20 protein-coding genes are annotated in these 22,827 nt (G+C 55.2%); 16 read left to right on the top strand and 4 right to left on the bottom strand.

The window, feature by feature from the left end:
• Positions 1-124: 124 nt before the first annotated feature.
• Positions 125-757 carry a tyrosine-type recombinase/integrase gene (locus BM347_RS05430; protein WP_093915450.1) on the top strand — a complete coding sequence of 211 codons (633 nt, stop codon included), beginning with the start codon at positions 125-127 and terminating at the stop codon, positions 755-757.
• 298 nt (positions 758-1,055) lie between these two features.
• On the opposite strand, the gene BM347_RS05435 is transcribed toward BM347_RS05430, so the two are convergent.
• A complete protein-coding gene (locus tag BM347_RS05435) occupies positions 1,056-1,913 on the bottom strand; it encodes a MurR/RpiR family transcriptional regulator (RefSeq protein ID WP_175498507.1) in 858 nt (285 codons plus the stop codon).
• 289 nt (positions 1,914-2,202) lie between these two features.
• On the opposite strand from BM347_RS05435, the gene dctP reads away from it, so the two are divergent.
• From dctP to BM347_RS05455, 4 genes are read left to right on the top strand one after another with little or no spacing between them, the layout of a single operon-like run.
• Positions 2,203-3,210: a TRAP transporter substrate-binding protein DctP gene (gene dctP, locus BM347_RS05440; RefSeq protein ID WP_093915452.1), complete on the top strand. Its 1,008-nt coding sequence runs from the start codon at positions 2,203-2,205 to the stop codon at positions 3,208-3,210.
• Positions 3,207-3,692 carry a TRAP transporter small permease gene (locus BM347_RS05445; RefSeq protein WP_093915453.1) on the top strand — a complete coding sequence of 162 codons (486 nt, stop codon included), beginning with the start codon at positions 3,207-3,209 and terminating at the stop codon, positions 3,690-3,692. Before dctP ends, BM347_RS05445 begins: the two co-directional genes overlap by 4 nt.
• Positions 3,689-4,966, top strand: coding sequence for a TRAP transporter large permease (locus tag BM347_RS05450; protein WP_093915454.1), 1,278 nt, complete (start codon positions 3,689-3,691; stop codon positions 4,964-4,966). Before BM347_RS05445 ends, BM347_RS05450 begins: the two co-directional genes overlap by 4 nt.
• A complete protein-coding gene (locus BM347_RS05455; RefSeq protein WP_093915455.1) occupies positions 4,967-5,638 on the top strand; it encodes a M15 family metallopeptidase in 672 nt (223 codons plus the stop codon).
• A 315-nt stretch (positions 5,639-5,953) separates the two neighbouring features.
• Here BM347_RS05455 and BM347_RS05460 read toward each other — a convergent pair whose 3' ends face one another.
• Positions 5,954-6,859, bottom strand: a complete 906-nt coding sequence (locus BM347_RS05460; RefSeq protein WP_093915456.1) for an SDR family oxidoreductase — start codon at positions 6,857-6,859, stop codon at positions 5,954-5,956.
• A 153-nt stretch (positions 6,860-7,012) separates the two neighbouring features.
• Here BM347_RS05460 and BM347_RS05465 point away from each other — a divergent pair, with 153 nt between their 5' ends.
• Positions 7,013-7,906 carry an AraC family transcriptional regulator gene (locus BM347_RS05465; protein ID WP_175498508.1) on the top strand — a complete coding sequence of 298 codons (894 nt, stop codon included), beginning with the start codon at positions 7,013-7,015 and terminating at the stop codon, positions 7,904-7,906.
• 263 nt (positions 7,907-8,169) lie between these two features.
• Here the strand turns inward: BM347_RS05465 and BM347_RS05470 are convergent, their stop codons facing one another.
• The gene (locus tag BM347_RS05470; protein WP_093915458.1) at positions 8,170-8,790 is read right to left on the bottom strand and encodes a LysE family translocator; all 621 of its coding nucleotides are present in this window, start codon (positions 8,788-8,790) and stop codon (positions 8,170-8,172) included.
• 458 nt (positions 8,791-9,248) lie between these two features.
• On the opposite strand from BM347_RS05470, the gene BM347_RS05475 reads away from it, so the two are divergent.
• The 4 genes from BM347_RS05475 to BM347_RS05490 are packed head-to-tail and all read left to right on the top strand — an operon-like array spanning position 9,249 to position 14,494.
• On the top strand, positions 9,249-10,808 hold the full coding sequence (locus tag BM347_RS05475; protein WP_093916041.1) for an ABC transporter substrate-binding protein: 1,560 nt from the start codon (positions 9,249-9,251) through the stop codon (positions 10,806-10,808).
• Between the two features lie 52 nt (positions 10,809-10,860).
• Complete coding sequence (locus tag BM347_RS05480) at positions 10,861-11,829, top strand: ABC transporter permease (protein ID WP_093915459.1); 969 nt, start codon at positions 10,861-10,863, stop codon at positions 11,827-11,829.
• Between the two features lie 5 nt (positions 11,830-11,834).
• On the top strand, positions 11,835-12,788 hold the full coding sequence (locus tag BM347_RS05485; RefSeq protein ID WP_093915460.1) for an ABC transporter permease: 954 nt from the start codon (positions 11,835-11,837) through the stop codon (positions 12,786-12,788).
• Positions 12,785-14,494: a dipeptide ABC transporter ATP-binding protein gene (locus BM347_RS05490; RefSeq protein ID WP_093915461.1), complete on the top strand. Its 1,710-nt coding sequence runs from the start codon at positions 12,785-12,787 to the stop codon at positions 14,492-14,494. The genes BM347_RS05485 and BM347_RS05490 overlap by 4 nt, the downstream gene beginning before the upstream one ends.
• Positions 14,495-15,337: 843 nt before the next feature.
• Here BM347_RS05490 and BM347_RS05495 read toward each other — a convergent pair.
• Positions 15,338-16,204: a MurR/RpiR family transcriptional regulator gene (locus BM347_RS05495; protein WP_093915462.1), complete on the bottom strand. Its 867-nt coding sequence runs from the start codon at positions 16,202-16,204 to the stop codon at positions 15,338-15,340.
• A 114-nt stretch (positions 16,205-16,318) separates the two neighbouring features.
• Between BM347_RS05495 and BM347_RS05500 the strand changes: the two genes are divergently transcribed.
• The 6 genes from BM347_RS05500 to BM347_RS05525 all read left to right on the top strand — a co-directional run bounded on the left by BM347_RS05500 (position 16,319) and on the right by BM347_RS05525 (position 22,823).
• Positions 16,319-17,068: an N-formylglutamate amidohydrolase gene (locus tag BM347_RS05500; protein ID WP_245764198.1), complete on the top strand. Its 750-nt coding sequence runs from the start codon at positions 16,319-16,321 to the stop codon at positions 17,066-17,068.
• Positions 17,065-17,586 carry a TRAP transporter small permease subunit gene (locus BM347_RS05505; RefSeq protein WP_093915464.1) on the top strand — a complete coding sequence of 174 codons (522 nt, stop codon included), beginning with the start codon at positions 17,065-17,067 and terminating at the stop codon, positions 17,584-17,586. The genes BM347_RS05500 and BM347_RS05505 overlap by 4 nt, the downstream gene beginning before the upstream one ends.
• Complete coding sequence (locus BM347_RS05510; RefSeq protein WP_093915465.1) at positions 17,576-18,901, top strand: TRAP transporter large permease; 1,326 nt, start codon at positions 17,576-17,578, stop codon at positions 18,899-18,901. The genes BM347_RS05505 and BM347_RS05510 overlap by 11 nt, the downstream gene beginning before the upstream one ends.
• 69 nt (positions 18,902-18,970) lie before the next feature.
• Positions 18,971-20,008: a TRAP transporter substrate-binding protein gene (locus BM347_RS05515; protein WP_093915466.1), complete on the top strand. Its 1,038-nt coding sequence runs from the start codon at positions 18,971-18,973 to the stop codon at positions 20,006-20,008.
• A 73-nt stretch (positions 20,009-20,081) separates the two neighbouring features.
• The gene (locus tag BM347_RS05520; protein ID WP_093916042.1) at positions 20,082-21,443 is read left to right on the top strand and encodes a glutamine synthetase family protein; all 1,362 of its coding nucleotides are present in this window, start codon (positions 20,082-20,084) and stop codon (positions 21,441-21,443) included.
• 3 nt (positions 21,444-21,446) lie between these two features.
• The gene (locus BM347_RS05525; protein WP_093915467.1) at positions 21,447-22,823 is read left to right on the top strand and encodes an aldehyde dehydrogenase family protein; all 1,377 of its coding nucleotides are present in this window, start codon (positions 21,447-21,449) and stop codon (positions 22,821-22,823) included.
• Positions 22,824-22,827 lie beyond the last annotated feature (4 nt).

The raw sequence follows: 22,827 nt of genomic DNA on the forward strand, positions 1-22,827 counted from the left end.
CGCAGCATCGGTCAAATTAGGGCTCCTTTCGGTCCTCAGATGCAACGCAGCATCCGGTGATATACTGCTTTAGTCAACGTCGGGTTGTCGTTGTGGGAGGGCATGGCGGATCGGAGGATCAGTCATGGAAACACCAAACCTACCAGCCATTCGCGCACTTCGCCCCGCTTGGAACAAGGGTCGTATCGTTGGTCAGAAACGGCCTTTGAAGCCTCAACACGTTTGGGCGATCAGGGTTCGTCTAGAACTATCAGAGAACCATCGCGACCTCGCGCTGTTTAACATGGCGATCGACAGCAAGCTGCGCGGCTGTGACCTGGTGAAGATGAAAGTCGTCGACGTCATGGCGTCGGGTCAGATCAAGGAACGGGCATCGGTGTTACAATGCAAGACACAGAAACCTGTGCGATTTGAGATATCCGAAGGCACACGCGCCTCGGTCGAAAAGTGGATGGAAGATGAGCTCATGGTTGGCTCGGAGTACCTTTGGCCGGGTCGGTTCCATGAACGCCTGCACATCTCGACACGCCAGTATGCGCGGATCGTCCGCGACTGGGTCACATCAATCGGCCTAGACGCGAGTGCATATGGCACGCATTCGATGGGGCGGACAAAAGTGACTCAGATCTACAAGAAAACTGGCAACCTGCGTGCTGTTCAGCTTCTGCTAGGACACACGAAGATGGATAGTACGGTGCGGTACCTTGGCGTCGAACTCGAGGATGCGTTAGCAATCGCTGAGGCGATCGAAATCTGAAGTCCTCGGGCCGTCTTCACGGGCGGCCCAAAGCCGTAGTCCATCTATTGGTTGCCATGCTGAATCCGCAGCCCGCTTAGCGGTCATTCGCCGCGGCAGCGAAATCAATAGGTCGTTCGATGACTGCAGGACGGACGAAGCCTCCCCTGATCTTTAGCTGGCGAACGGCGGCTTTCAGTCGATGGAACCCCAAAAGTCATTGCACCGCGTGCGCACTGATCGCTTGATGACAGAGCCAATTAGCCTGCGCGAAACTCATCCATGATTTCCCAGTATAGCATGTAGCCCGCCATCTGTTTCAATCTAGGAACAGGCCAAAGTGATCTTGCGCTTTCGACAGCTCTTTCAGGCGTTCTTGCGCAGATGAGCCGAGCAAGACATTCACGTCCTGTAGCAACAAAGACAGCCCAGCATTGATGCCTTGTGGCATGGTCAGCGCAAAGTTTGTTTCGGCCGGGTAGCGCAAGACATATGGGGTGAATTCGGTCGCCCAGTCACAGAATTCATCCGCAAAAACAACAACATTTATACCGCGTGCGCGCGCGAGTTTGGCCAGCAATGGACCGTGTGCGCCATACCGAAAGATGTCAATAATGACTAAAGTAGCGCTGCGACCCTTGTTCGGTAAAAGCCCGGCATAGACCCCGTCTATCCCGTCGATCAGTTGAACCCCATCACGCAGATAGGCCAAGCGGCGGCACAGGCCGTCCGCCAAGAAGTACATCGTCTGAAACCCTGTGACCCCGACCCCATCGGACGTGGCAGTTAATTCAACGACGTCTTTCCACAACTTGGTTTCGCGCAACTCAAGAGCCGCGTCGATCGATGCATGCAGCACGTCGTGGTCGGTGCCAAACTGTCTATCATTGTGTTTCCCGTCGCTCTCAAACCGCTTATCGATCCGATAGCTGTTTGGGCCATACACCTTGTGCAAAGCCTGTTGACGGGCGTCTGCCGATCCATCGAACCCTAACTTGCGGAAAAACCGGGTTAGTGTCATCGGACTGATTCCCAGTTTTTGGGCGATGTCAGAGTTGCTTTCGACCAAGACGGCTTCTGGGCGGGTCTGAAAATAGGCTGCTATACGCTTTTCTTTTTGGGTCAATTGGGACCCCATTTTCGAGATAGCCTCGGCCAAAATCTCAGCATTTTTCATATAGTTGTACCTATGGGCCATCGTGCTTCTTTTTTGAGCACACCCCAGCCTAGCATATCCAAAATGTTTCGTCACAAACATATTTTTTCAAATGTTATGTTGAGAACATATGAAGCGTTAACTATAGATCGGGACAGGTGTTCGTAGTGTGTCACTCCGTTTAGGTGAGGTTCTCGTCGGTAAAAATTTTCTTGCAACCTCACCATCAAGAGGCTGAATTTTGATAAGAATCAGACTTCTAGGTGCTCCACTCAAAAATCAACAGGACGGTTTAAGAAGGAAAAAAACGATGAACAAAACTCTGACAACAGCAGCGATTCTTGCGCTGACAGCAGCCAATGCAAACGCCGAAGCGATCAAGCTTGGTTATAATGGTGCCGCGGATCCAGAAAAGAACGCGGTTCATTTCTTTGCGGCGCATCTTGAGAAAGTCATCGAAGAGCGCACAGATATTGAGATCGATTTGTTCCCAGACTCCCAGTTGGGCAGCGAACAGGAACGCATGGAAAACACGCTTGCGACGCCTTCTTTGAACATCGCAAGCTTTGCCGGTGTATCCCCGATCACACCCGAAGTCTTTGTATCCAACACACCGTTTATGTTCGAGACACCAGAGCAAGCCCGCACCTTCTTTGACGAGGGCACATATTGGTCCAAAGTCGAAGACGTCTTTGCAGAGCGCACGGGCGGATCACAGCTGCTGGCCGTTGTTGAAGAAGGTGGTTTCTTGGCCTTCACATCTACGGACAAGCCAATCTACGAGCCAAGCGACTTTGAAGGCATGAAGTTCCGTGCCATGGATCCATCCCAAGTTGCTTTGTACGAAGCCATGGGCGCATCAGGCACGCCAGTTCCGTGGACAGAAGTCTACGCGGCCCTGCAAACTGGCATCGTTGAAGGTCAAATGAACCCACCGCTTTACATCAAGCTGGGCTCACTGAACGAAGTGCAAAACTACCTGACACGCGCCAACATCCAGTACTCAATGCAGTTCCTTGTTGGGAACGGCGCTTGGTTAGACTCATTGTCTGATGCAGACCGCCAAGTGATCGAAGAAGCTGTCGTTGAAGCCAATACCCTAACACGCGAAAGCGTGCAAGCCAACGTTGAAGGCCGCGTAGAATGGCTGGCTGCAAACGGCATGGAGATCATCACCCCATCCGCAGAGCAACTGGCAATGTTCCAAGAAATCGGTACGCCAAGCTTTATCGCATGGCTGGGCGAGCAAGACATCGACGAAAGCTTCATGAAAGCGGCTTTTGACGACCTTGGTCGTGGCGATCTTCTCGCGCAATGAGACTAGCGCTGATCAAACTTCTGACACGCCTTACCTTGGGCGTGTCAGCCTTGCTGGCCGCATCAGTGGCCGCATTCATTCTTTATGGGGTGGGTGCGCGTTATTTCTTTGGCTCGTCACCGATCTGGTTTGATGAGCTCGCGCGCTACATGATCATCTCATCCGCCCTAATTGGGATCGGTGGTGTTTGGGTCAATGGCGGGCATATGCGCGTAAATGTTCTTGAGCGTCGAGTGCCCCCCGCACTCCGCCAAACTATTGTTTGTTATCAATGGATTTTGACCGTCGCCCTTGCCGGAGCAATGACGTGGTTTTCTTATAACTACATCGGAAGCGTCAGCTTCTTCAAAACGCCCGGCCTTCAGATTTCGCGGTCTTGGCCGGTGTCTGTGATCCCCATTGGGTTTGGCTTCTTGTTCGTACTGAGCCTGTTGCGCGGCCCCATCGGATTACAAAACGCAGACGTCGAGGATGACACATGATTACGACGATGCTGCTTGTGATGTTGATCCATGTCGCACTTGGACTGCCCTTGTTTCTGAGCCTCATGACCACAGCTGTTGTCGGGTTTTGGTTTGTTGGCTTTGACCAGATGGCCCGGATCATGCCGCAACAGGCTTTTGGCGGGATCGATGCTTTCTCCCTCATGGCGATCCCGCTGTTTATTCTGGCTGGGAACCTGATGAACAACGGCCAGATGACCCCACGCTTGTTGAAGCTTGCGGATCGCCTTGTCGGTCATTTCCGTGGCGGGATTGGACATGTGAACGTTGTCTCCAGCGTTTTTTTTGCGGGGATCAACGGGTCTGCGGTCGCGGACACCTCTGCTTTAGGGACACTTTTGGTGCCCGGTATGCGCAAGGCTGGATTTCCGGGGCACTATGCAGCGGGTCTGACCGCTGCCAGTTCCCTGATTGGGCCAATTGTTCCGCCTTCCATCTTCATGATCCTTTATGCAAGCCAGACAGGCACTTCTGTTGGGGCCATGTTCTTGGGCGGCGTCGTGCCGGGGCTTTTGCTGGGTGCTGCTTTCATGATCATGAACGTTGTCTACTCAAGCATCCACAATGTTGAACCGACAAGCCGCCGTGCTGGTATAGCGCAGATTTTTGAAGCCACCGTTGGCGCGCTGCCTGCTTTGATTGCGCCGTTCATCATTGTTGCAGGCATCGTCATGGGGATTGTGACCCCAACTGAATCCGGTGCCTTAACTGTGGCTTATGTCGCGGCTTGGGGCCTGCTGACGGGGAACCTGACGCCCAAGACCATTTGGCTGTCGCTTAAGGAAACCTCTGCGCTGACATCGGCCATCTTTGTGATCATTGCGGTCTCTTCCATCGTATCCTGGCAGCTTGCCTACGCGGACGCGCCCAAGTCCTTTACGGTTATGTTAGAACCGTTTGCCGAGAACCCCATCCTGATCTTGCTCGCGATCTCTGGTGTCACCTTTATCACTGGTATGTTTATGGAAGAAGTGTCGGCATTGATGCTGCTAACGCCGATTTTTGTTCCAATCGCCGCCGTGTCTGGCATCGACCCGGTCCATCTCGGGATCGTTGTAACGCTGAACATCACAATCGCCCTCATCACCCCGCCGATGGGCGCATGCATCTTTGTGGCGGCGGCTGTGGGCAAAGTAGATGTAGCACGCCTGTTTTTGGCGATCTGGCCTTTCATCTTTGTCGCGCTGGCGGTGTTGTTCGTGATCATCCTGATGCCGGGCCTCACGACGTGGTTGCCGGAAATGATGAAGTAGATGTCGTTGGAGACGAAGCCCGTGATCACTTGGGATTCAGCAAAACAGATCGCAGCCGGCACCAGTGAGGAACCATTGGTATCGGCTGCGGATTCGAAACACTGGATTTGCAAACCGGTCTATTTTCAGAATGGATTTGTTGGTGCCTTGCCCCAAATTTGGCTACGCCAGTCTGTCTTGGATCGCTTGAAGATCGCAAGTGAGGTTCTGCCAAACGGCTACCGGCTTGTCCTGCTGGACGGGTGGCGCCCCAAGCAACTGCAACAGGCACTATTCGACGATATGCGTCAAAAAATTGCGACGGAAAACCCGCGCCTAGAAGGGATTCAACTTGATGAGATGACGATGAACTACTGTTCAAAAGTATCCGACGACCCAGTCCAACCCAGTCCGCATCTGACGGGTGGGGCGGTGGATGTAACGCTTGCGAACGCATCAGGTGTCGAGCTGGATATGGGAAGCGCCTTTGACGAACCATCACAACGTAGTTGGACGACCTATCAGCTTTCCGGCGCGCCAATGCATCATCGTAAAGTCTTGCATTCTGCCATGATCCAATCCGGCTTTACGAATCTGCCAAGCGAATGGTGGCATTATGATTACGGGAACTGGGTATGGGCTTGGTATTCCGAAGCGTCAGTCGCGGAATATGGTCCAATTGAGCATATTTGATTAAGATCTTAAAAGCGGTCATTTGGCTTCTCTTTTGATACCAGACCTGTGCGCTCTGTGTTGGATTCGGTAATAATGGGCTCGTCGCGGCCATCGGATGCAGCGCAGCATTCACTCAATCTTGGCTGTCGTCGGCGACACGCACGGCCCAAACCGGACATTCAACGAAGCTTATGGTGCTGAACTGCGGCTTTCCCGAAGCGGACTTTGAACTCCAGACGAACTTAAGCACCGATCAGAAGGCCGCTATTTGGGGCAAAGCTGACCTATCTGTCGATAGTATATGGGCCCTTTATTCCGCCGATTTGACAGTTTTTATGACCTCACCCGAAGCCTGTTCACCAAGAGGTCATCTTGCACGATTTCGGATTCCATAGCCCCAAGCTCACCGACATCCCAATTGGCACTCAAATAGCGGCCCTTGGCCCAATCCCCCGCGCTCGAGCAGAGCCAAACCGCAAAGCTCGCGGCAAGATTGGGATCATCGACCAGATATTCATGCATGTGTTCCGGCATGCTATGGCCGAGATCCGTCGCAACACCGCCCGGATGCACTGCAAAGCACTTGATCCCATCCTCATCGTGATCACTTTGCACGAATTCACATAGGCGGTTGATGGCATGTTTGGACGTTTGGTAATCAGACGCACCGGGCATGACAAACTGAGCGCCAATTGATGAGATAAGGATAAGATGGCCGCCGCTTTTACCCTCTGCGGCCCATTTCTCAGCGCTTTTGATGAGATGAGGCAGCGCGAACCGGATCACGTGATAGCTGCCCTTCACGTTGACTTCCCAGTTGCGCCACCACCCGTTCGGGTCGCTTTCACCAATCTTGACCCAAGGCCCAAGATAGCCTGCATTGGCATCGGCAACATCAATGGCGCCGAACTTTGCCACGCAATCATTCACTGCCGCCTCGACCTGAGCAGCATCGGTAACATCGCACACCGCATAGGCGCACTGGGTGTTCGGGTTGGCTTTTTGCACAAGCGCCAGCGTCTCGATCAGGGCTGTCGCTGTGCGCGCTGTAAGATAGACCGCTTTTACTCCTGCCTCAGCAAAGGCAATAGCTGTGGCTTGGCCGATCCCTTTTGAGGCACCAGCAATGAAAACGATCTTTCCTTCCGCGCTGCCCTTGAGCGTGGTGTTCGGATCGATAGCGTCATAACGGGCGTTGTGGGCCGTCAGATCGAGAAATTGAGTTTGAATAGATGACATTGCTACACTCCTATAGTTTCCCTGATCTTAGCCAGACCTACCTGTCAGCGCCTACCGTATCCTCCAAACAATCTGCCTATTTCTCCAAATTGATGAATGATTAGCTGTTTTCTCATTTCAGAGGCTGTTACCGAATTACGTAAGGAGACGCCGATGGACTTATCTCACCTCACCACCCTCGCGCGCAAATACTGTGCTTCGGAGAACGCCCATGGGTGGAAGTTGCCGCAATTGACCATCTATCGGCGCGACAAAGTTAGTGCGATCGAGGCGACGATTTATGACCCAGTCCTGTGCCTGATCCTCCAAGGCAGCAAAGTCACATCTATCGGCGACCAACATGCTGAACTCAACCAAGGCGACGCTCTTGTTGTCAGTCACGATCTGCCTGTTGCGTCCCGGATAACAAAAGCCAACCAGCAAGAACCCTATATAGCTGTTATTCTCTCTCTCGATTTGGGGGTAATTCGCGGCCTTTACGATCAGGTCGCTGGGGCAAAACTTGCTGAGGCCAACGCGCATTCCTTGTCGACATGGCAGGCCGAGCCGACGTGGGTTGAACCACTAACGAGATATGTCGCGTTGATGGAGAACCCGATGGATGCGCGGGTTCTAGGGCCGTCGATTTTGCGGGAAATTCACTATCGTCTTTTGCTTTCGCCAATCGGAGGGATGCTTCGCCGTCTGTTGGTCGCGGACAGTCATGCAAGTCTGATTGCCAAGGCCATTGATAAGTTGCGACACGAATTTCGCACGTCTATATCCGTGTCTGATCTTGCTCATCACGCAGGAATGAGTCCGTCCTCATTTCACGAACACTTCAAGTCGGTGACAGGCACGACACCCATTCAATATCAAAAAGACCTACGCCTCATCGAAGCACGCACTGCACTCGTTCAAAGAGGCCTGTCTGTCTCGGAAACCGCGTATTCCGTTGGCTATGAAAGCCCAACGCATTTCAGCCGGGACTACAGGAAAAAATTCAGTGTGCCGCCCAGTCGAGATGTTAGCCCTACTTTTCAAAACCAACAAAACGGTTCGATCTGAAAGCCGAAATAGGCATCCAAACATGTAGTAGCAATGGGTCATTGAGGCTCATTTCTGCCGGTCTCTGCTTTGTAGCATCCATGAGAATGACCTAAACACTTCTGATATTCACGGCCCAAACCTGCCGTTCACCCACTGATCGTCATGCTGCAGTGCGGCCCGTCATTGCGGACTTTCGCCGTAACCGCGAAATCAGATGGTGGGTGAATTCACACAATGTGGGACTTAGCGGTCGTTTGTGCGGGAAGTGGGAATGTCTGTTTCTAATTGGAGGCCATGAATGCAGAGCCACCAAGAAGGCACGACCCTCCTGTGTAACCCATGCGTTTCCGTGCGCGAAGGCTCTGGAATGTCCTGCGAGCTTGGGCCACTAGCAGTGCGTACCCCCCAAGGACGATGAACACGGTGACCGTAGAGGTTGCCAAAAGAATCAAGAATTGCGGTGTCATCTCGTTTTCAGGGTTCATGAATTGCGCAAGAAAGGCGACGTAAAAAAGGATTGCCTTTGGGTTTAATACACCGATTAGAAACCCAGACCGAAGGCTACCTGCGCGTATTCTAGACGAGCCTGAGATAATAAGGTCAGCTTCGTTCATTCGCTTTGCTTCAAGTATCTGAGACAGTCCGAGCCACGCCATATATCCGACACCCACCCATTTGATGACGATATATACACCACTTGAGCTTGCCAGAATGGTCCCTAGTCCAGCATAGGCAACAGTCACCATGACAATCCCGCCTAGTAGATTGCCAAGGATGCTGTAAAATGACGCACCCAGTCCTTTGGAGAGCGATTGGCCGATGGCCATAAAGACACTTGGACCCGGAATTAGAGAGACTATTGTGACCGCCGCCACATAAGTCAGCCAAACGTCTAAACTCATCGTCGGTCTATCCTTTTACATAGCATCAGACTATCGACTTAAAACACTGGCGCAATCGGAAACCTGACTTTCGCGCTAGACGCAGCATTGGTAAAACTGGGCTCACTGCCGACCTTAGCTGCACTTTCAAACGAAATCAGCTTCAAACCGGAGGCGAGCGGCCGCACTGCGGACGAAGTGACCATTCGATGCAGATTGTGTGAGTTACCGACCCTTTGGCCTCCTGCAACGCAAACGTATTCTAGTTTACGCCGTAAATCGAGGCCGTTTGTCCAAAACCGGATCGCCTCAAGCTGGCAGAACCGCTTTCGAACTGTCATCCGGTTGGAATCTTGTCTGACAGAAATGTTCGGGTGAAAGGCGCGTCGCACTCTTTACGGCTCCCCTTTGTGTTGTATGGTTAAGACAAGAGCGCGATGTCGGTCACGGCCAGACGCTCACACAACAAGGAGAAAAATATGCAATTCACAAAATTGCTTGCCGTCTCGGTGACGGCTCTGACGGTTGCAAGCCCTGCACTGGCAGAAAACGTATTGCGATGGACCAGCCAGGGTGACGCGCTGACCATGGACCCCCATTCGCAGAACGAGGGCCCGACCATTGCAATGAATGGCCAGATTTATGAATCCCTGGTCACCCGCGATGCGGATCTTGTTCTTCAGCCTGAGCTGGCCGAAAGTTGGGAAGCCGGTTCCGACGGCTGGACATTCAAGTTGCGCCAAGGCGTAAAATTTCATGACGGGTCGGATTTCACTGCGGAAGACGTGGTGTTTTCGTTCACGCGCGCCAATCACGAAGCCTCGGACTATAAAGAACAGGCCAAAAGCGTTACCTCGGTCGAAGTCATCGACGATTACACCGTCAAACTGACGACCGACGGGCCAAACCCGATCCTGCCCAACCAGCTGACCTCAATCTACATGATGGACAAGGGCTGGGCCGAGGCGAACAACGTTGTTGCGCCACAAGATTTCAAGGCAAAGGAAGAAACCTTTGCCGTGCGCAACGCCAATGGCACCGGCCCGTTCACATTGGTCAGCCGTGCGCCGGACGAATTGACCGTTCTGGCGGCCAACCCCGACTGGTGGGGCAAAGGCATGTTCCCGGGTAATATCGACAAGATCGAATACCGGCCGATCACCAATGCCGCCACACGCGTGGCCGCTCTGTTGTCGGGCGAAGTCGACTTTGTGCTTGATCCGCCACTGCAGGATGTCAAACGCATCGAAACCTCAGAAGGGCTTAGCGTGAAGACCGTTGCCCAGATTCGTTCGATCTTCTTCGGCATGGATCAAGGGGTCGACAAATTACGCAGCTCGGATGCCGAAGGCAACCCGTTCAAGGATGCCAAGGTGCGCGAGGCGTTCAACCTTGCTATCGACAAAGATGCAATCCAGCGGGTCGTCATGGAAGGCCTTTCGTTTCCGACCGGCATGATCACCTCGCCCGGTGTGCTTGGCAATACGCCGGAAAACGATGCGTCCTACGGGTTTGATGCGGCCAAGGCCAAAATGCTTCTGGCTGACGCGGGTTATCCGAACGGTTTCTCAATCCAACTCGATTGCCCCAACAACCGCTACAACAATGACGAAAAGATCTGTCAGGCGGCCGTGGCGATGTTGGCCAAGATCGGCATCAAGGTGAACCTTGATGCAATCCCCAAGGCGCAACACTTCCCCAAAATCCAAAAGCGTGAGTCTGACTTCTACATGCTGGGTTGGGGCGTTCCGACGCTGGATAGCCACTATGTGTTCTCGTATCTGCTCGACGGTGAAGGGTCATGGAATGCCACCGGCTATAACAACGCCCGTGTGAACGAGATCACCAAGGCGATCACAACCGAGATCGACATCGAAAAGCGCACTGCGATGATCGATGAGGCCTGGTCGCTTGTCAAAAAAGACATGCCCTATGTGCCGATCCACCACCAGGTTCTGGCTTGGGGTCTTTCGGACGCGGTCGATATCCCGATTGCTGCGGATGACGCGTTCCGTCCGCGCTTTGCGGTGATGAAATAAGAAAACTGCCGGGGCGGGTTACGTCCTGCCCCGGCATTGAAAGCGCCCTCATATGTTTTTCTTCATCCTCAAGCGGCTGGCACAATCGGTGCTGGTGATGGCTATTGTTTCAGCCGTCAGCTTTTCGTTGTTCAACTTTGTCGGCGATCCGGTCAACAACATGGTTGGACAGGATGCCACTCGCGAGCAGCGCCTGGAAATCCGCGAACAGCTTGGTCTGGATGATCCTGTTTTGACCCAGTATTCGCGGTTTCTTGGCAATATGCTGCAAGGCGATTTTGGTCTCAGCTATCGCATCAAGCGACCGGTGGACCAGTTGATCTTCGAGCGTCTACCCGCCACGCTGGAACTGGTGTTTGTCAGTGCGATCATCGCGCTCGTGGTCGGCATCGGCTTGGGCGTTTACACTGGTATTAGACGCAAATCCTGGATCAGTCGGGGGATCCTGTCGGTGTCGCTGGTTGGGGTCAGCCTACCAACCTTCATCATCGGCATCGCCCTGATCTATATCTTTGCCGTTCACCTGCGCTGGTTGCCCTCTTCGGGGCGTAGTGGCACGGTCGATCTTGGCTGGTGGAAAACCTCATTACTGACTGTGGATGGCTGGCGCGCCATCATCCTTCCTGCAATAACGCTGTCGCTGTTCCAGCTGACGCTAATCCTGCGGCTGGTGCGGGCGGAGATGCTTGAGGTCATGCAAACCGACTTTATCAAATTTGCCCGGGCGCGCGGGTTGTCAGAGCGCGCGATCAACTTTCGTCATGCGCTGCGCAACACGCTGGTTCCCGTAATTACCATCATCGGTCTGAACATCGGCGGGCTAATCGCCTTTTCGGTCATCACCGAAACAGTCTTTCAGTGGCCCGGTACAGGCCTCATGTTCATTCAGGCTGTCGATTTTGTCGATGTGCCGATCATGGCTGCCTATCTGGTGTTCGTTGCGCTGCTGTTTGTTCTGATCAATCTGGTTGTCGACATTCTCTATTTTGTTGTCGACCCGCGCATTCGGCTAGGGAACTGAGGAACATGAGCCACGAACAGCCCCAAGAAAGGCCTCAGGATCGACCACTAACCCGCTGGCAGCGGTTCAAAGACAACGACATCATCTGGTCATTCTTGCATTCTCCCGGCGCAATGATTGCTGCAGCAATCACGGTTTTCTCGATCCTGGCTTGCCTCTTTGCCCCGCTGATTGCCCCCTTCGATCCGTTTGACCCAAGCCAGATTTCACTCTGGGATGGCAAGCTACCACCGGCTTGGGTCGAGGGCGGCCAACCGCAATACCTTCTGGGCACCGACAATCAAGGCCGCGACATGCTGTCGACGATCCTTTATGGTGGGCGGTTGTCCATCCTTGTCGGGCTGGCGGCTGTGTGCCTTGGCATGGTGCTGGGTGTCACCCTGGGCGTGATCTCGGGCTACGTCGGTGGTGTCACTGATGCGGTGATCATGCGTATCGCCGATGTGCAGCTGACAATCCCCGGCATCCTACTGGCCATCCTGATCAACGGAATCGGGCGCGCCTTCCTGCCGCTGGAACTGCGCCAAGAGTTTGCGGTTTATGTCGTGATCATTGCCATTGGCCTGACCGACTGGCCGCAATTCGCGCGCGTGGCGCGCGGTGCCACCATGGTCGAGGCGAACAAGGAATATGTTCAGGCCGCGCGGATCATTGGTTTGCCCGCATGGCTGATCATGGTTCGGCATGTCCTTCCCAACACGTTGCGACCGGTTCTGGTTATCGCTACAATCGGGCTGGCGCTGGCGATCATCGCCGAGGCAACCCTGTCCTTCTTGGGTCAGGGCATTCCGCCGACAACCCCGTCTCTGGGCACGTTAATCCGGGTTGGCAATGAATACCTGTTCTCTGGCCTGTGGTGGATCACCTTCTTCCCGGCTATCGCGCTGGTGGTGCTGGTCTTTGCTGTCAACCTTTTGGGGGATTGGATGCGTGACGCGCTCAATCCGAAACTGCGATGACCGAGCTCTTGAAAATCAGCGGCCTTGATGTCGATTTCGACACCCGCCGTGGCACGGTTCACGCCGCGCGAGGCGTCAGCCTGACCGTCCGTCCGGGCGAAGTCCTCGGGCTTGTGGGTGAATCCGGGGCTGGGAAATCGACCATCGGCAATGCCATCGTCGACCTTCTGGAATCGCCCGGCCGGGTCAGCGCCGGCTCGATCCTGTTCGAGGGCGAAGAGCTGCGCGGGCGCAGCGAAGCCGAGATGCGCCGGGTGCGCGGTGACCGGATCGGAATGATCTTTCAGGACCCGCAGACATCGCTGAACCCGCTGATGACGGTTGGTGCGCAACTGGTCGAGACCATCGAGAAGACCAACGGCAAAATTAGCGGGGCCGAGGCCGAAAATCGCGCCATTGAGCTATTGGAACAGGTTGGCATAACAGAGGCCAAGGCGCGTCTTCTGGCCTATCCGCACCAATTCTCGGGCGGCATGCGCCAACGGGTGGTGATCGCCCTAGCGCTGGCGGGAGATCCTGATCTGATCATCGCGGACGAACCGACAACCGCGCTGGATGTGTCAATCCAGGCGCAGATCCTTGACCTAATCAAACAGCTTTGCCGCGAGCGCGCGCTGGGCGTCATCATCGTCACCCACGATATAGGCGTCATCGCCAATATAGCGGATCGGGTTGCGGTGATGTATCGCGGCGAAGTGGTTGAAACAGGCGACGTGGCCCAAATCCTTGGCGCGCCGACGCATGAATACACCAAGTCACTGATTGCCGCCGTTCCGCGTGCGGATCGCAAGCTGGACCGGTTTTCGTCGGTGGACTACATCGAAGGCGGCACAACCCCCTTCAAACGCATTGATATTCAGACCCATTGGCTGGGCGAGTCGCAGCGCGAACGCGGGTCTGGCCCCGCAATCGAAATCGAGAACCTCGACCTGTCTTTCACCCTGCAAAAGGCGCTGCTCAAACGCAATCGCAAGATGTTGCAGGCGGTGGATGATGTCTCTTTCACCGTCAACGAAGGTGAAACCTTTGGCCTGGTTGGCGAATCCGGTTCGGGCAAATCCACCGTGGCACGGTTGATCGCCGGGCTTTATCGGCCCGATGGCGGCCAGATTAGGGTGATTGGCCAGGACGTTGTGTCCCACCCCAAAAGCGCCACCGCCCGCACCGCACGCCGGGCTTTGCAAATGATTTTTCAGGACCCCTATTCCTCGCTCAATGCGCGAATGCGGGTGCTTGATATCGTGGCCGAGCCGATCCGGTTCTATCGACTGACCGACAGGGAGTCCGAGACCCGCAAAATCGTTGGTGACCTTCTCGATCATGTCGGTCTAGGTGCCAGTGCCGCACTGCGCTATCCGCATGAGTTTTCCGGCGGGCAGCGCCAGCGTATCTCCATCGCCCGCGCATTGGCATCCCGCCCACGCATCCTGATCTGTGACGAACCGACATCGGCGCTGGACGTGTCCGTGCAGGCCACGATCCTCAATCTGTTGAAGGACCTGCAACAGGAACTTGGGCTGACCATGCTGTTCATCAGCCACGATCTACCGGTTGTGCGCCAGATGTGCGACAGGATCGCGGTCATGCGCAATGGCGGCATCTGCGAGGTCTCCGACACCGAAACCCTGTTCAGCGCCCCGACCCACGAATACTCGCGCCATCTGCTGGACTTGATGCCGCGCATGGACCTGTTGGGCGAAGCCTAAGGCGCGCCCAGATCCCAATAAAGCCCGGCCATCACCCCAAGCGCCTGACGGGCCACAGGGATCAGCATATGCTCATCCGGGGCGTGCTGATTGCAGCCGCCATAGTAATGCGGAATTCAGGTGGTGGGTAGCGACCCGCCAAGGCTGGGGGCTAACATTGGTCTTCAACCCGGCGTGCAACAAGAAATGGGTTACCTTGGGGTGGGATGAATTGTGCAAGTGAACCCGGAGGCGAGCAGTCGCGGAACCAGTAACTCTTCAAGATAGGCCTGCATCTCTTCGACCCGCTATGCGTTTTGGCTCTCGGTCGCGCGGGACACAAGCTCTGCCAGATCCTTGGTAAACCGGCCTTCGTCGACTAGGGCCTGAGCGGAGCGGATCACATCAGCACGTTCAGACATCGCATTGTTTCCTCCCACAGCTTCCGGGTCGCGGCGCATGTGCGTCGCGAACGTGGTCGTCTGTTCCTCTCCTCTTAAGACGATTAGGTGGGAATGGTCACTTTGTCCCGTTGTTTCTATGCCTGAATCCGCTGAAGCTAGAAAACGGCTGCAGGTTCTATTCATCCGCACTTTGTGAATTGACCTTTCCAACGACGCTGCAGGCTGTATCAATGGCCGGTCTTCACGCTGCGTGGCGGCGTGGGAATCTACGCACCCGCCGCATTTCACGTGCTACGAGCGCGCGCAGCGAGAAAATCGAGTTCACAGGTTGGGCTCAAACCTGCCGTTCTCCGCTTCGCAGCATAGTAGTGGGTCATCTTAGCTGAGCCGCAAACCTGTCCTAAAAAGCAGGACCACTTCAGTTTTATCGAATACGAAACCGGCCAATTGCGCGACGCGATTAATTGCTGCGAAAGATCCGCGATTCGCCGATCATCTGTTCCAGGGCGGCGATGCGTTCGGCGCTTTGATCGGAGCTGCGCGACTGGACCTCGGCAACCAATGCTTCGATCAGGAAATTGATCGCAAGGGTCGAATCCCAGCTCGACGGTACCTCGACCATGGACCGAAAACAGAACCGGGCATGTTTCTCGATGGGCGATCCCCATGCGTCGGTGAACAGGACGATGCTGGCCCCCTGTTTCACGGCAAGATTGGCCAGCTTCTCCAGCTCTTTCTCGTAGCGGCGAATGTCAAAGATCACCAAAACCGCTCCGGCATTCATGTCCAGCAGGGACTGTGGCCAAACGCTGGGCGATGAATCCAGCAGCGTCACCTGAGGGCGGATGATTTGCAGGTGGTTGAAAAAGTAATGCGCATTGGACCGCGTGATACGCCCGCCCAGCAAATAAAGCCGATGCGCGGGGTCGGATAGCACCTCGGCAACTTGGTTGAATTCGGCCAGATCAAGCCGGTCTAGGGTGCGGTTGATATTGTCAGACACCGCTCCGATAAAGCGCGAAACGATATGATCGCGGCTGTCAGAAGGGGCCACGGCGTCCAGCTTGGCCAGCGGTTGTTTCATCCGCGCGCCTATTTCCTCGCGGATGGCGTCCTGCATACCCGAGAAGCCGTCGAATCCCAGCTTGCGGGCCAAGCGAATGATGGTGGGCGAAGACACTTCGGCGCATTCGGCCAAACGGTTGATAGATTGCAGGCCAGTCAACAAGGAATCGTCGAGCAGAACAGCCGATAGTTTACGCTCCGCTGCGGTGAGCTCTGTCTGCTTTTCTTTCAGCAAATCGCGGACGAGTGCTTTTTTGTGCAAAAGCTGTTCCTTTCGGTACAGGAATTCTAATTGTGAAGCAAATGGTACAGGAAATTTCTTGACAGGCTAGAAAAATCTGTAGTGATGGAGCCAGTCAAAAAGGATATTTTCGGTTTGAGCAGCGATTGGACAGCGGCGCGGGTGATCGGTAGCAGTGGGCAGGCCCCGGTGTTGTTGATATGCGAACACGCTTCCAATTTTGTCCCGGACGCGTTCGATTTGGGGCTTAGTGCTGATGCGCAGGCGTCCCATGCTGCGTGGGATATCGGTGCGCTGGATGTCGCGATCGAGCTGTGTGACGCACTTGATGCGCCATTGGTGGCCGGTGGTGTTTCACGCCTGATCTATGATTGTAACAGGCCCCTTGCTGCACCGGATTGCGTTCCGGCCCGCAGCGAAGTGTTCGATATTCCGGGAAATGCAGGCCTGTCGAAGCAGGAAAAACAGGACCGCTTTGACCGGGTGCATACGCCATTTCATGACGCGGTGGATATGCAGCGCGCCCAGATGGTACCGCAGTTGGTGGTGACCATTCACAGCTTTACCCCGATCTATAACGGCAGAAAGCGCGAGGTAGAGTTGGGGTATCTGTATCACTCTGATCCCTCAGCAGCCCAAGCGCTTTTGGCGCAAGAACAGGCGCAAGGCACTTACAGGGCGGCGCTGAACGAACCCTATGCGGCCACGGATGGCGTGACCTACTCGCTTGAGAAACACGGAGAGGCGCAGGGTGTGCCAGCCGTGATGATCGAAATCCGAAGTGATCTGATCGATACGGATCAAAAGGCAAAAACAATGGCGCAGCACCTGGTTGGATCGCTTACCGCCGCGTTCCCTTCTCTTTTCCACGAGGCAGCTGAATGAACGCGATGCGCAAATATATTTCGGTTGTGGATGGGTTTAACCACGGGCTGGGACGCATCGCGATGTATGGCATCTTTGTCTTGATGGGTATTTTGCTGTGGTCATCCTATAATAAGACCTTTGCGTCGCCCCAGCTTTGGACGCTGGAAATGGCGCAGTTTGTGATGGTGGGATATTATATTCTGGGCGGTCCATACGCGATGCAAATGGGCGCGAATGTGCGGATGGACCTGTTCTATGCTGAACTGACCCCGCGCAAAAAAGCATGGACCGATTGCATTACCGTACTGTTTTTACTGATTTATCTGTTCATTCTGCTGTGGGGCGGCATCGAATCCACGATGTATTCGTTTAAGTATGGTGGCGAACGCAGTCCAACCGCGTGGCGTCCCTATATGTGGCCGGTCAAGGTCACCATGTGCATCGGCATATCTCTGATGCTGCTTCAAGCTGTCTCTGAACTGTTCAAGGACATCCTTTTCCTCAAATCCGGTGAGGACACGCGCAATGCCCTATGAACTGATCGCCATATTGATGTTTTCGACCATGATGCTGATGCTTCTGACGGGGCAGCGGGTGTTTGGTGCCATCGGTTTTGTCGCCGTGATCGCTGCGCTGTTTTTATGGGGTGACAGGGGCGGCTATGACATCGGGTTTTCCGCCGCGATCAAGCTGATGCGCTGGTATCCTTTGCTGACCCTGCCGATGTTTATCTTCATGGGCTATGTGCTGTCCGAATCCAAAATCGCGGATGATCTTTACAAGATGTTTCACGTGTTTATGGGCGGCGTGCGCGGAGGTTTGGCCATCGGGACGATTGGCCTGATGGTGCTGATTTCTGCGATGAACGGGTTGTCTGTTGCTGGCATGGCGATTGGTGCCACGATTGCGCTGCCTGAACTGCTGAAACGGAATTATGACAAGCTGATGGTGACCGGCGTTATTCAGGCCGGGTCAAGTTTGGGCATTCTTGTGCCGCCATCGGTCGTGTTGGTGTTATATGCTATGATCGCGCGTCAGCCGGTGGGGCAATTATGGCTGGCGGGGGCCATTCCGGGTCTGATGATGGCGACGATGTTCATTATCTATATCGCAATCCGCTGCCGGATTAACCCTGAGCTTGGTCCGGCGCTGCCGCCGGAAGAACGTGATGTCGGCTGGCCCGAAAAGTTGCGCCTGCTGCGCGCTGGGCTGCTGCCGGTCGTGATCTTTGCCGTAATGATGGTGCCCTTTGTGAACGGTTGGACATCGCTGGTCGAAAGCTCGGCCATTGGGGCCATCGCCGCGTTTCTGGCCGCGATCCTCAAGGGGCGGATGACACGTCAGGTGTTTGAGACGTCGGTGCGCCAGACGCTGGCGATTACCTGCATGTTCATGTGGATCATTCTGGCGGCGCTGGCCTTTGGCGCGGTGTTTGACGGGCTGGGCGCGGTCAAGGCGATCGAGAACCTGTTTACCGAACAATGGGGCCTGAACCCGTGGGTGATCCTGATCTTGATGCAGCTGTCGTTCTTGATCATGGGTACATTTCTGGATGACACGGCGATGCTGGTTATTGTGGCACCGCTTTATGTGCCGTTGGTTGGCGCGTTGGGTTTTGATCTGGTCTGGTACGGCGTGCTATATACGATCACCTGCCAGATCGCCTATATGACGCCGCCCTTTGGCTATAACCTGTTCTTGATGCGGGCCATGGCCCCGCCCGAGATTACGATTACCGATATCTACCGTTCCATCATTCCGTTTGTGGGGGTGATGATACTGGCCTTGGCCGTTGTGATGCTGTTCCCGCAGATCGCGCTTTGGTTGCCAAATTACGTTTACGGCAAATAACCGAATTAACCACCACGTGGCCGGATGAACCGGCCCTTCAAATCCGAAACCCGACAAGGAGTATGTCACATGACAACCAGACGTAAGTTTCTAAAGGGGGCCGCACTTGCTGGTCCCGCAGCCATTGCCACACCGTCGATCCTGCATGCGCAGGAACCGATCCGCTGGCGTTTTCAGACCTACGCCGGTGCGGCGCTAGGTGAAGAAGTAACAAAACCTGCCATCGACGCGATCAACGCGGCGTGCCAAGGCCAACTTGAGATCGAATTGTTCTATGCGGATCAAATCGTTCCCACAGGCGAGCTGTTCCAAGCGTTGCAGCGCGGCACCATCGACGGCGTGCATTCGGACGACGATTCCATGGCGTCGCCAACACCTGTCCGGTCCTTTGGCGGGTATTTCCCATTGGCGACCAAGCACGCGCTGGACGTGCCTGTGCTGTTTAACCAATACGGTCTGGCCGATATCTGGCGCGAAGAATACGCCAAGGTTGGCGTGCATTGGCTGTCTGCTGCGGGTCAGGATCCGTGTAACTTTAACACCGTCAATCCAATCAGATCGCTGTCCGATCTGGATGGTCTGAAACTCTATACTTTCCCGACTGCTGGCCGTTTCCTGTCGCAGTTTGGTGTTGTGCCGGTGAACATCCCCTACGAGGACGCCGAAGTTGCCGTTCAAACAGGTGAGCTGGACGGTATGGCGTGGTCGGGCATCACCGAAGACTACACCGTGGGCTGGGCTGATGTGACCAACTATTTCTGCACCAACAACATCTCTGGCGCATGGATCGGGTCGTTCTTTGTGAATGCCGAGAAATGGGCAGAGCTGCCGGATCACCTGAAACAGATCGTGTCGTCCGCAATCGAGGCAAGCCACACCTATCGCAACCAGTGGTATTGGGGCGGCGAGGCGCGTCTGCGCGCGTCCGGCGAAAAGCTGGAGCTGACATCTGTCCCACAGGACGAATGGAAGCAAGTCGAAGACGCGGCTGTGAAGTTCTGGGACGAGATGGCTGAAGAAGGCGAAACAGCCGCGAAGATCGTTCAGATATTCCGCGACTACAACGATGTGACATCGAAAGCGGGCCCGCCCTATACCTTTGGCTGATCCCCGATAAACTTATGATAAACGGGGCGGCGCGGTTGTGCCGCCCTCACACATGCAAAAGGAACGTCTGCACATGGGCAATTTAACATTCGATACGCTCAGGGAAATGGCCGATAACGGCGAGGTCGATACCGTATTGGTGGCCCTTGTCGATATGCAGGGCCGTTTGATGGGCAAGCGTTTCCACGTCACAAATTTTATCGAGCATTCCCATGCCGAGACCCATTGCTGCAATTACCTGCTGGCGACCGATTTGGTGATGTCCACGCCTGAAGGGTTCGCATCGACCAGTTGGCAAACCGGCTATGGTGATTATGTTCTGCGCCCCGACCTATCGACGATGCGGCAGGTGCCGTGGCTGGATAAAACCGTGTTGGTGCTGGGCGATGTGCTGGATCACCACACCCACGAACCTGTGCCTCATTCGCCGCGTTCAATGCTGAAAAATCAGATCGCGCGGCTGGATGCCTTGGGCTTTGACGCGATGATGGCGACCGAGCTTGAGTTCTTTTTGTTCGAGGGGGATTACCGGACCCTTCAGAAAGAGAAATATGCAAACCTCGTGCCGCTCAATGGCCATAACGAGGATTACTGCCTATTCCAAACCGCCAAAGAAGAAGCGTTCCTGCAGCCCTTGCGCAACCATCTGGTCGCCGCTGGTGTGCCGGTTGAATGCACCAAGGGCGAGGCCGAAACCGGCCAGCAAGAGCTGAACATCCGCTATGCCGCAGCGCTTGATTGCGCGGATAATCACACGATCTCCAAGCAAGCCACCAAAGAAATCGCCTTTCAGCAGGGGTTCTCGGCGTCGTTCCTGCCCAAATGGGCACCGGACAAGGTCGGATCGTCCAGCCACGTGCATATGTCACTGTGGAAAGACGGCGCACCTGCGTTCTTCGACAAAGACGCCAAGCTGGGCATGTCCGAGCTGATGGCCCATTTCATGGCGGGTCTGATCAAATACGCGCCCGACTTCACCTATTTTCTGGCCCCCTACATCAACAGCTACAAACGCTTTGCCAAAGGCACCTTTGCGCCCACGAAAACCGTTTGGTCCGTTGATAACCGCACCGCCGGTTTCCGGCTGTGTGGTGATGGCACCAAGGGTATTCGCGTTGAATGTCGCATCGGCGGATCGGACCTGAACCCCTATCTGGCTCAGGCGGTTTTGCTGGCTGCAGGCATCAAGGGGATTGAGGAAAAGCTACCTCTGCAAGAGCCGACGTTGGGCGATGTCTATGAGGACGCAAGCGTCACGGAAATACCGCGCACCCTGCGGGCCGCAACCGACAGTTTGCGCAACTCTGCTATGCTGCGCGAGGCCCTTGGCGACGACGTGGTTGACCATTACACCCGCGCAGCTGAATGGGAGCAGGAGGAATACGACAAGGTCGTAACCGACTGGGAAATCAACCGCGGATTTGAGCGAGCATAAGCAATGACAAAGACCCTGAAATGTATCTCACCGATTGACGGATCGGTTTATTTGGAACGCCCTGTTTTATCGCTGGATGCCGCGCGCGCAGTCTGTGCACAGGCGAAATCGGCGCAGGCTTTGTGGGCTGCACGTCCGCTGGCCGAACGTATCGATCTGGTGCGCGCTGCCATCGCCGAGGTTGGCAAAACAACCGATCGCATGGCGGTTGAGTTGGCCCATCAGATGGGCCGCCCCGTGCGCTATGGCGGCGAATTCGGCGGGTTCAATGAACGCGCCAGCTATATGGCCGATATCGCGGAGCAGGCGCTGGCCCCGATGATCATCGAAGACAGCGATACCGCCACTCGCAAAATCACCCGCGAGGCGCGCGGCGTTGTGCTGGTCGTGGCCCCGTGGAACTACCCTTACATGACGGCGATCAACACCGTTGCCCCTGCATTGATCGCGGGCAACACTGTTGTGTTGAAACACGCCACCCAGACCTTGCAAGTTGGCGAACGCCTGGCCGAAGCGTTCCATGCGGCGGGCGTTCCAGAACATGTATTCCAGAACGTGTTTCTGGATCACGACACGACGTCTGCCTTGATTGCAGAACGTCAGTTTGGGTTTGTCAATTTCACCGGTTCAGTTGGTGGTGGCAAGGCGATGGAAGTGGCCGCAGCTGGCACATTCACCCCCGTGGCGACCGAATTGGGTGGCAAAGACCCCGGTTACGTGCGCGCAGACGCCAACGTTGATGCGGCGGTTGACGGGCTGATGGACGGCGCGATGTTCAACGCGGGCCAATGCTGCTGCGGGATCGAACGGATCTACGTCCATGAAAGCCTGTATGACGCCTTCGTCGAAAAAGCCGTGGTTTGGGTGAACGCCCTGAAGCTGGGTAACCCGTTGGAGCAGGAAACCACCATCGGCCCGATGGCCAACGTCCGCTTTGCTGTCGAAGTCCGCGCCCAGATTGCCGAAGCCGTGGCCGATGGTGCTACCGCGCTGATCGAACCCTTTGCGCAGGATGACGGTGCCGCCTATCTGACCCCGCAAATCCTGACGAACGTGAACCACAACATGCGTGTCATGCGCGACGAAAGCTTTGGCCCTGTGGTTGGCATCATGCCGGTCAAGGACGACGCCGAAGCGATTGCGCTGATGAATGATTGTCAGTTCGGTCTGACCGCTGCGATCTTTACTAAAGACGCGGACGCCGCCGATGCCATCGGCGCGCAGCTTGAAACCGGCACGGTGTTTATGAACCGCTGTGATTACCTTGATCCGGCATTATGCTGGACGGGGTGCAAAGACACCGGCCAAGGCGCGGGCCTGTCTGTGCTTGGCTATCAGGCGCTCACGCGTCCTAAATCCTACCACCTTAAAAAGGCTTGATCCT

Origin of the sequence: Sulfitobacter marinus, from assembly GCF_900116285.1 — a bacterium.
GTDB lineage: Bacteria > Pseudomonadota > Alphaproteobacteria > Rhodobacterales > Rhodobacteraceae > Sulfitobacter > Sulfitobacter marinus.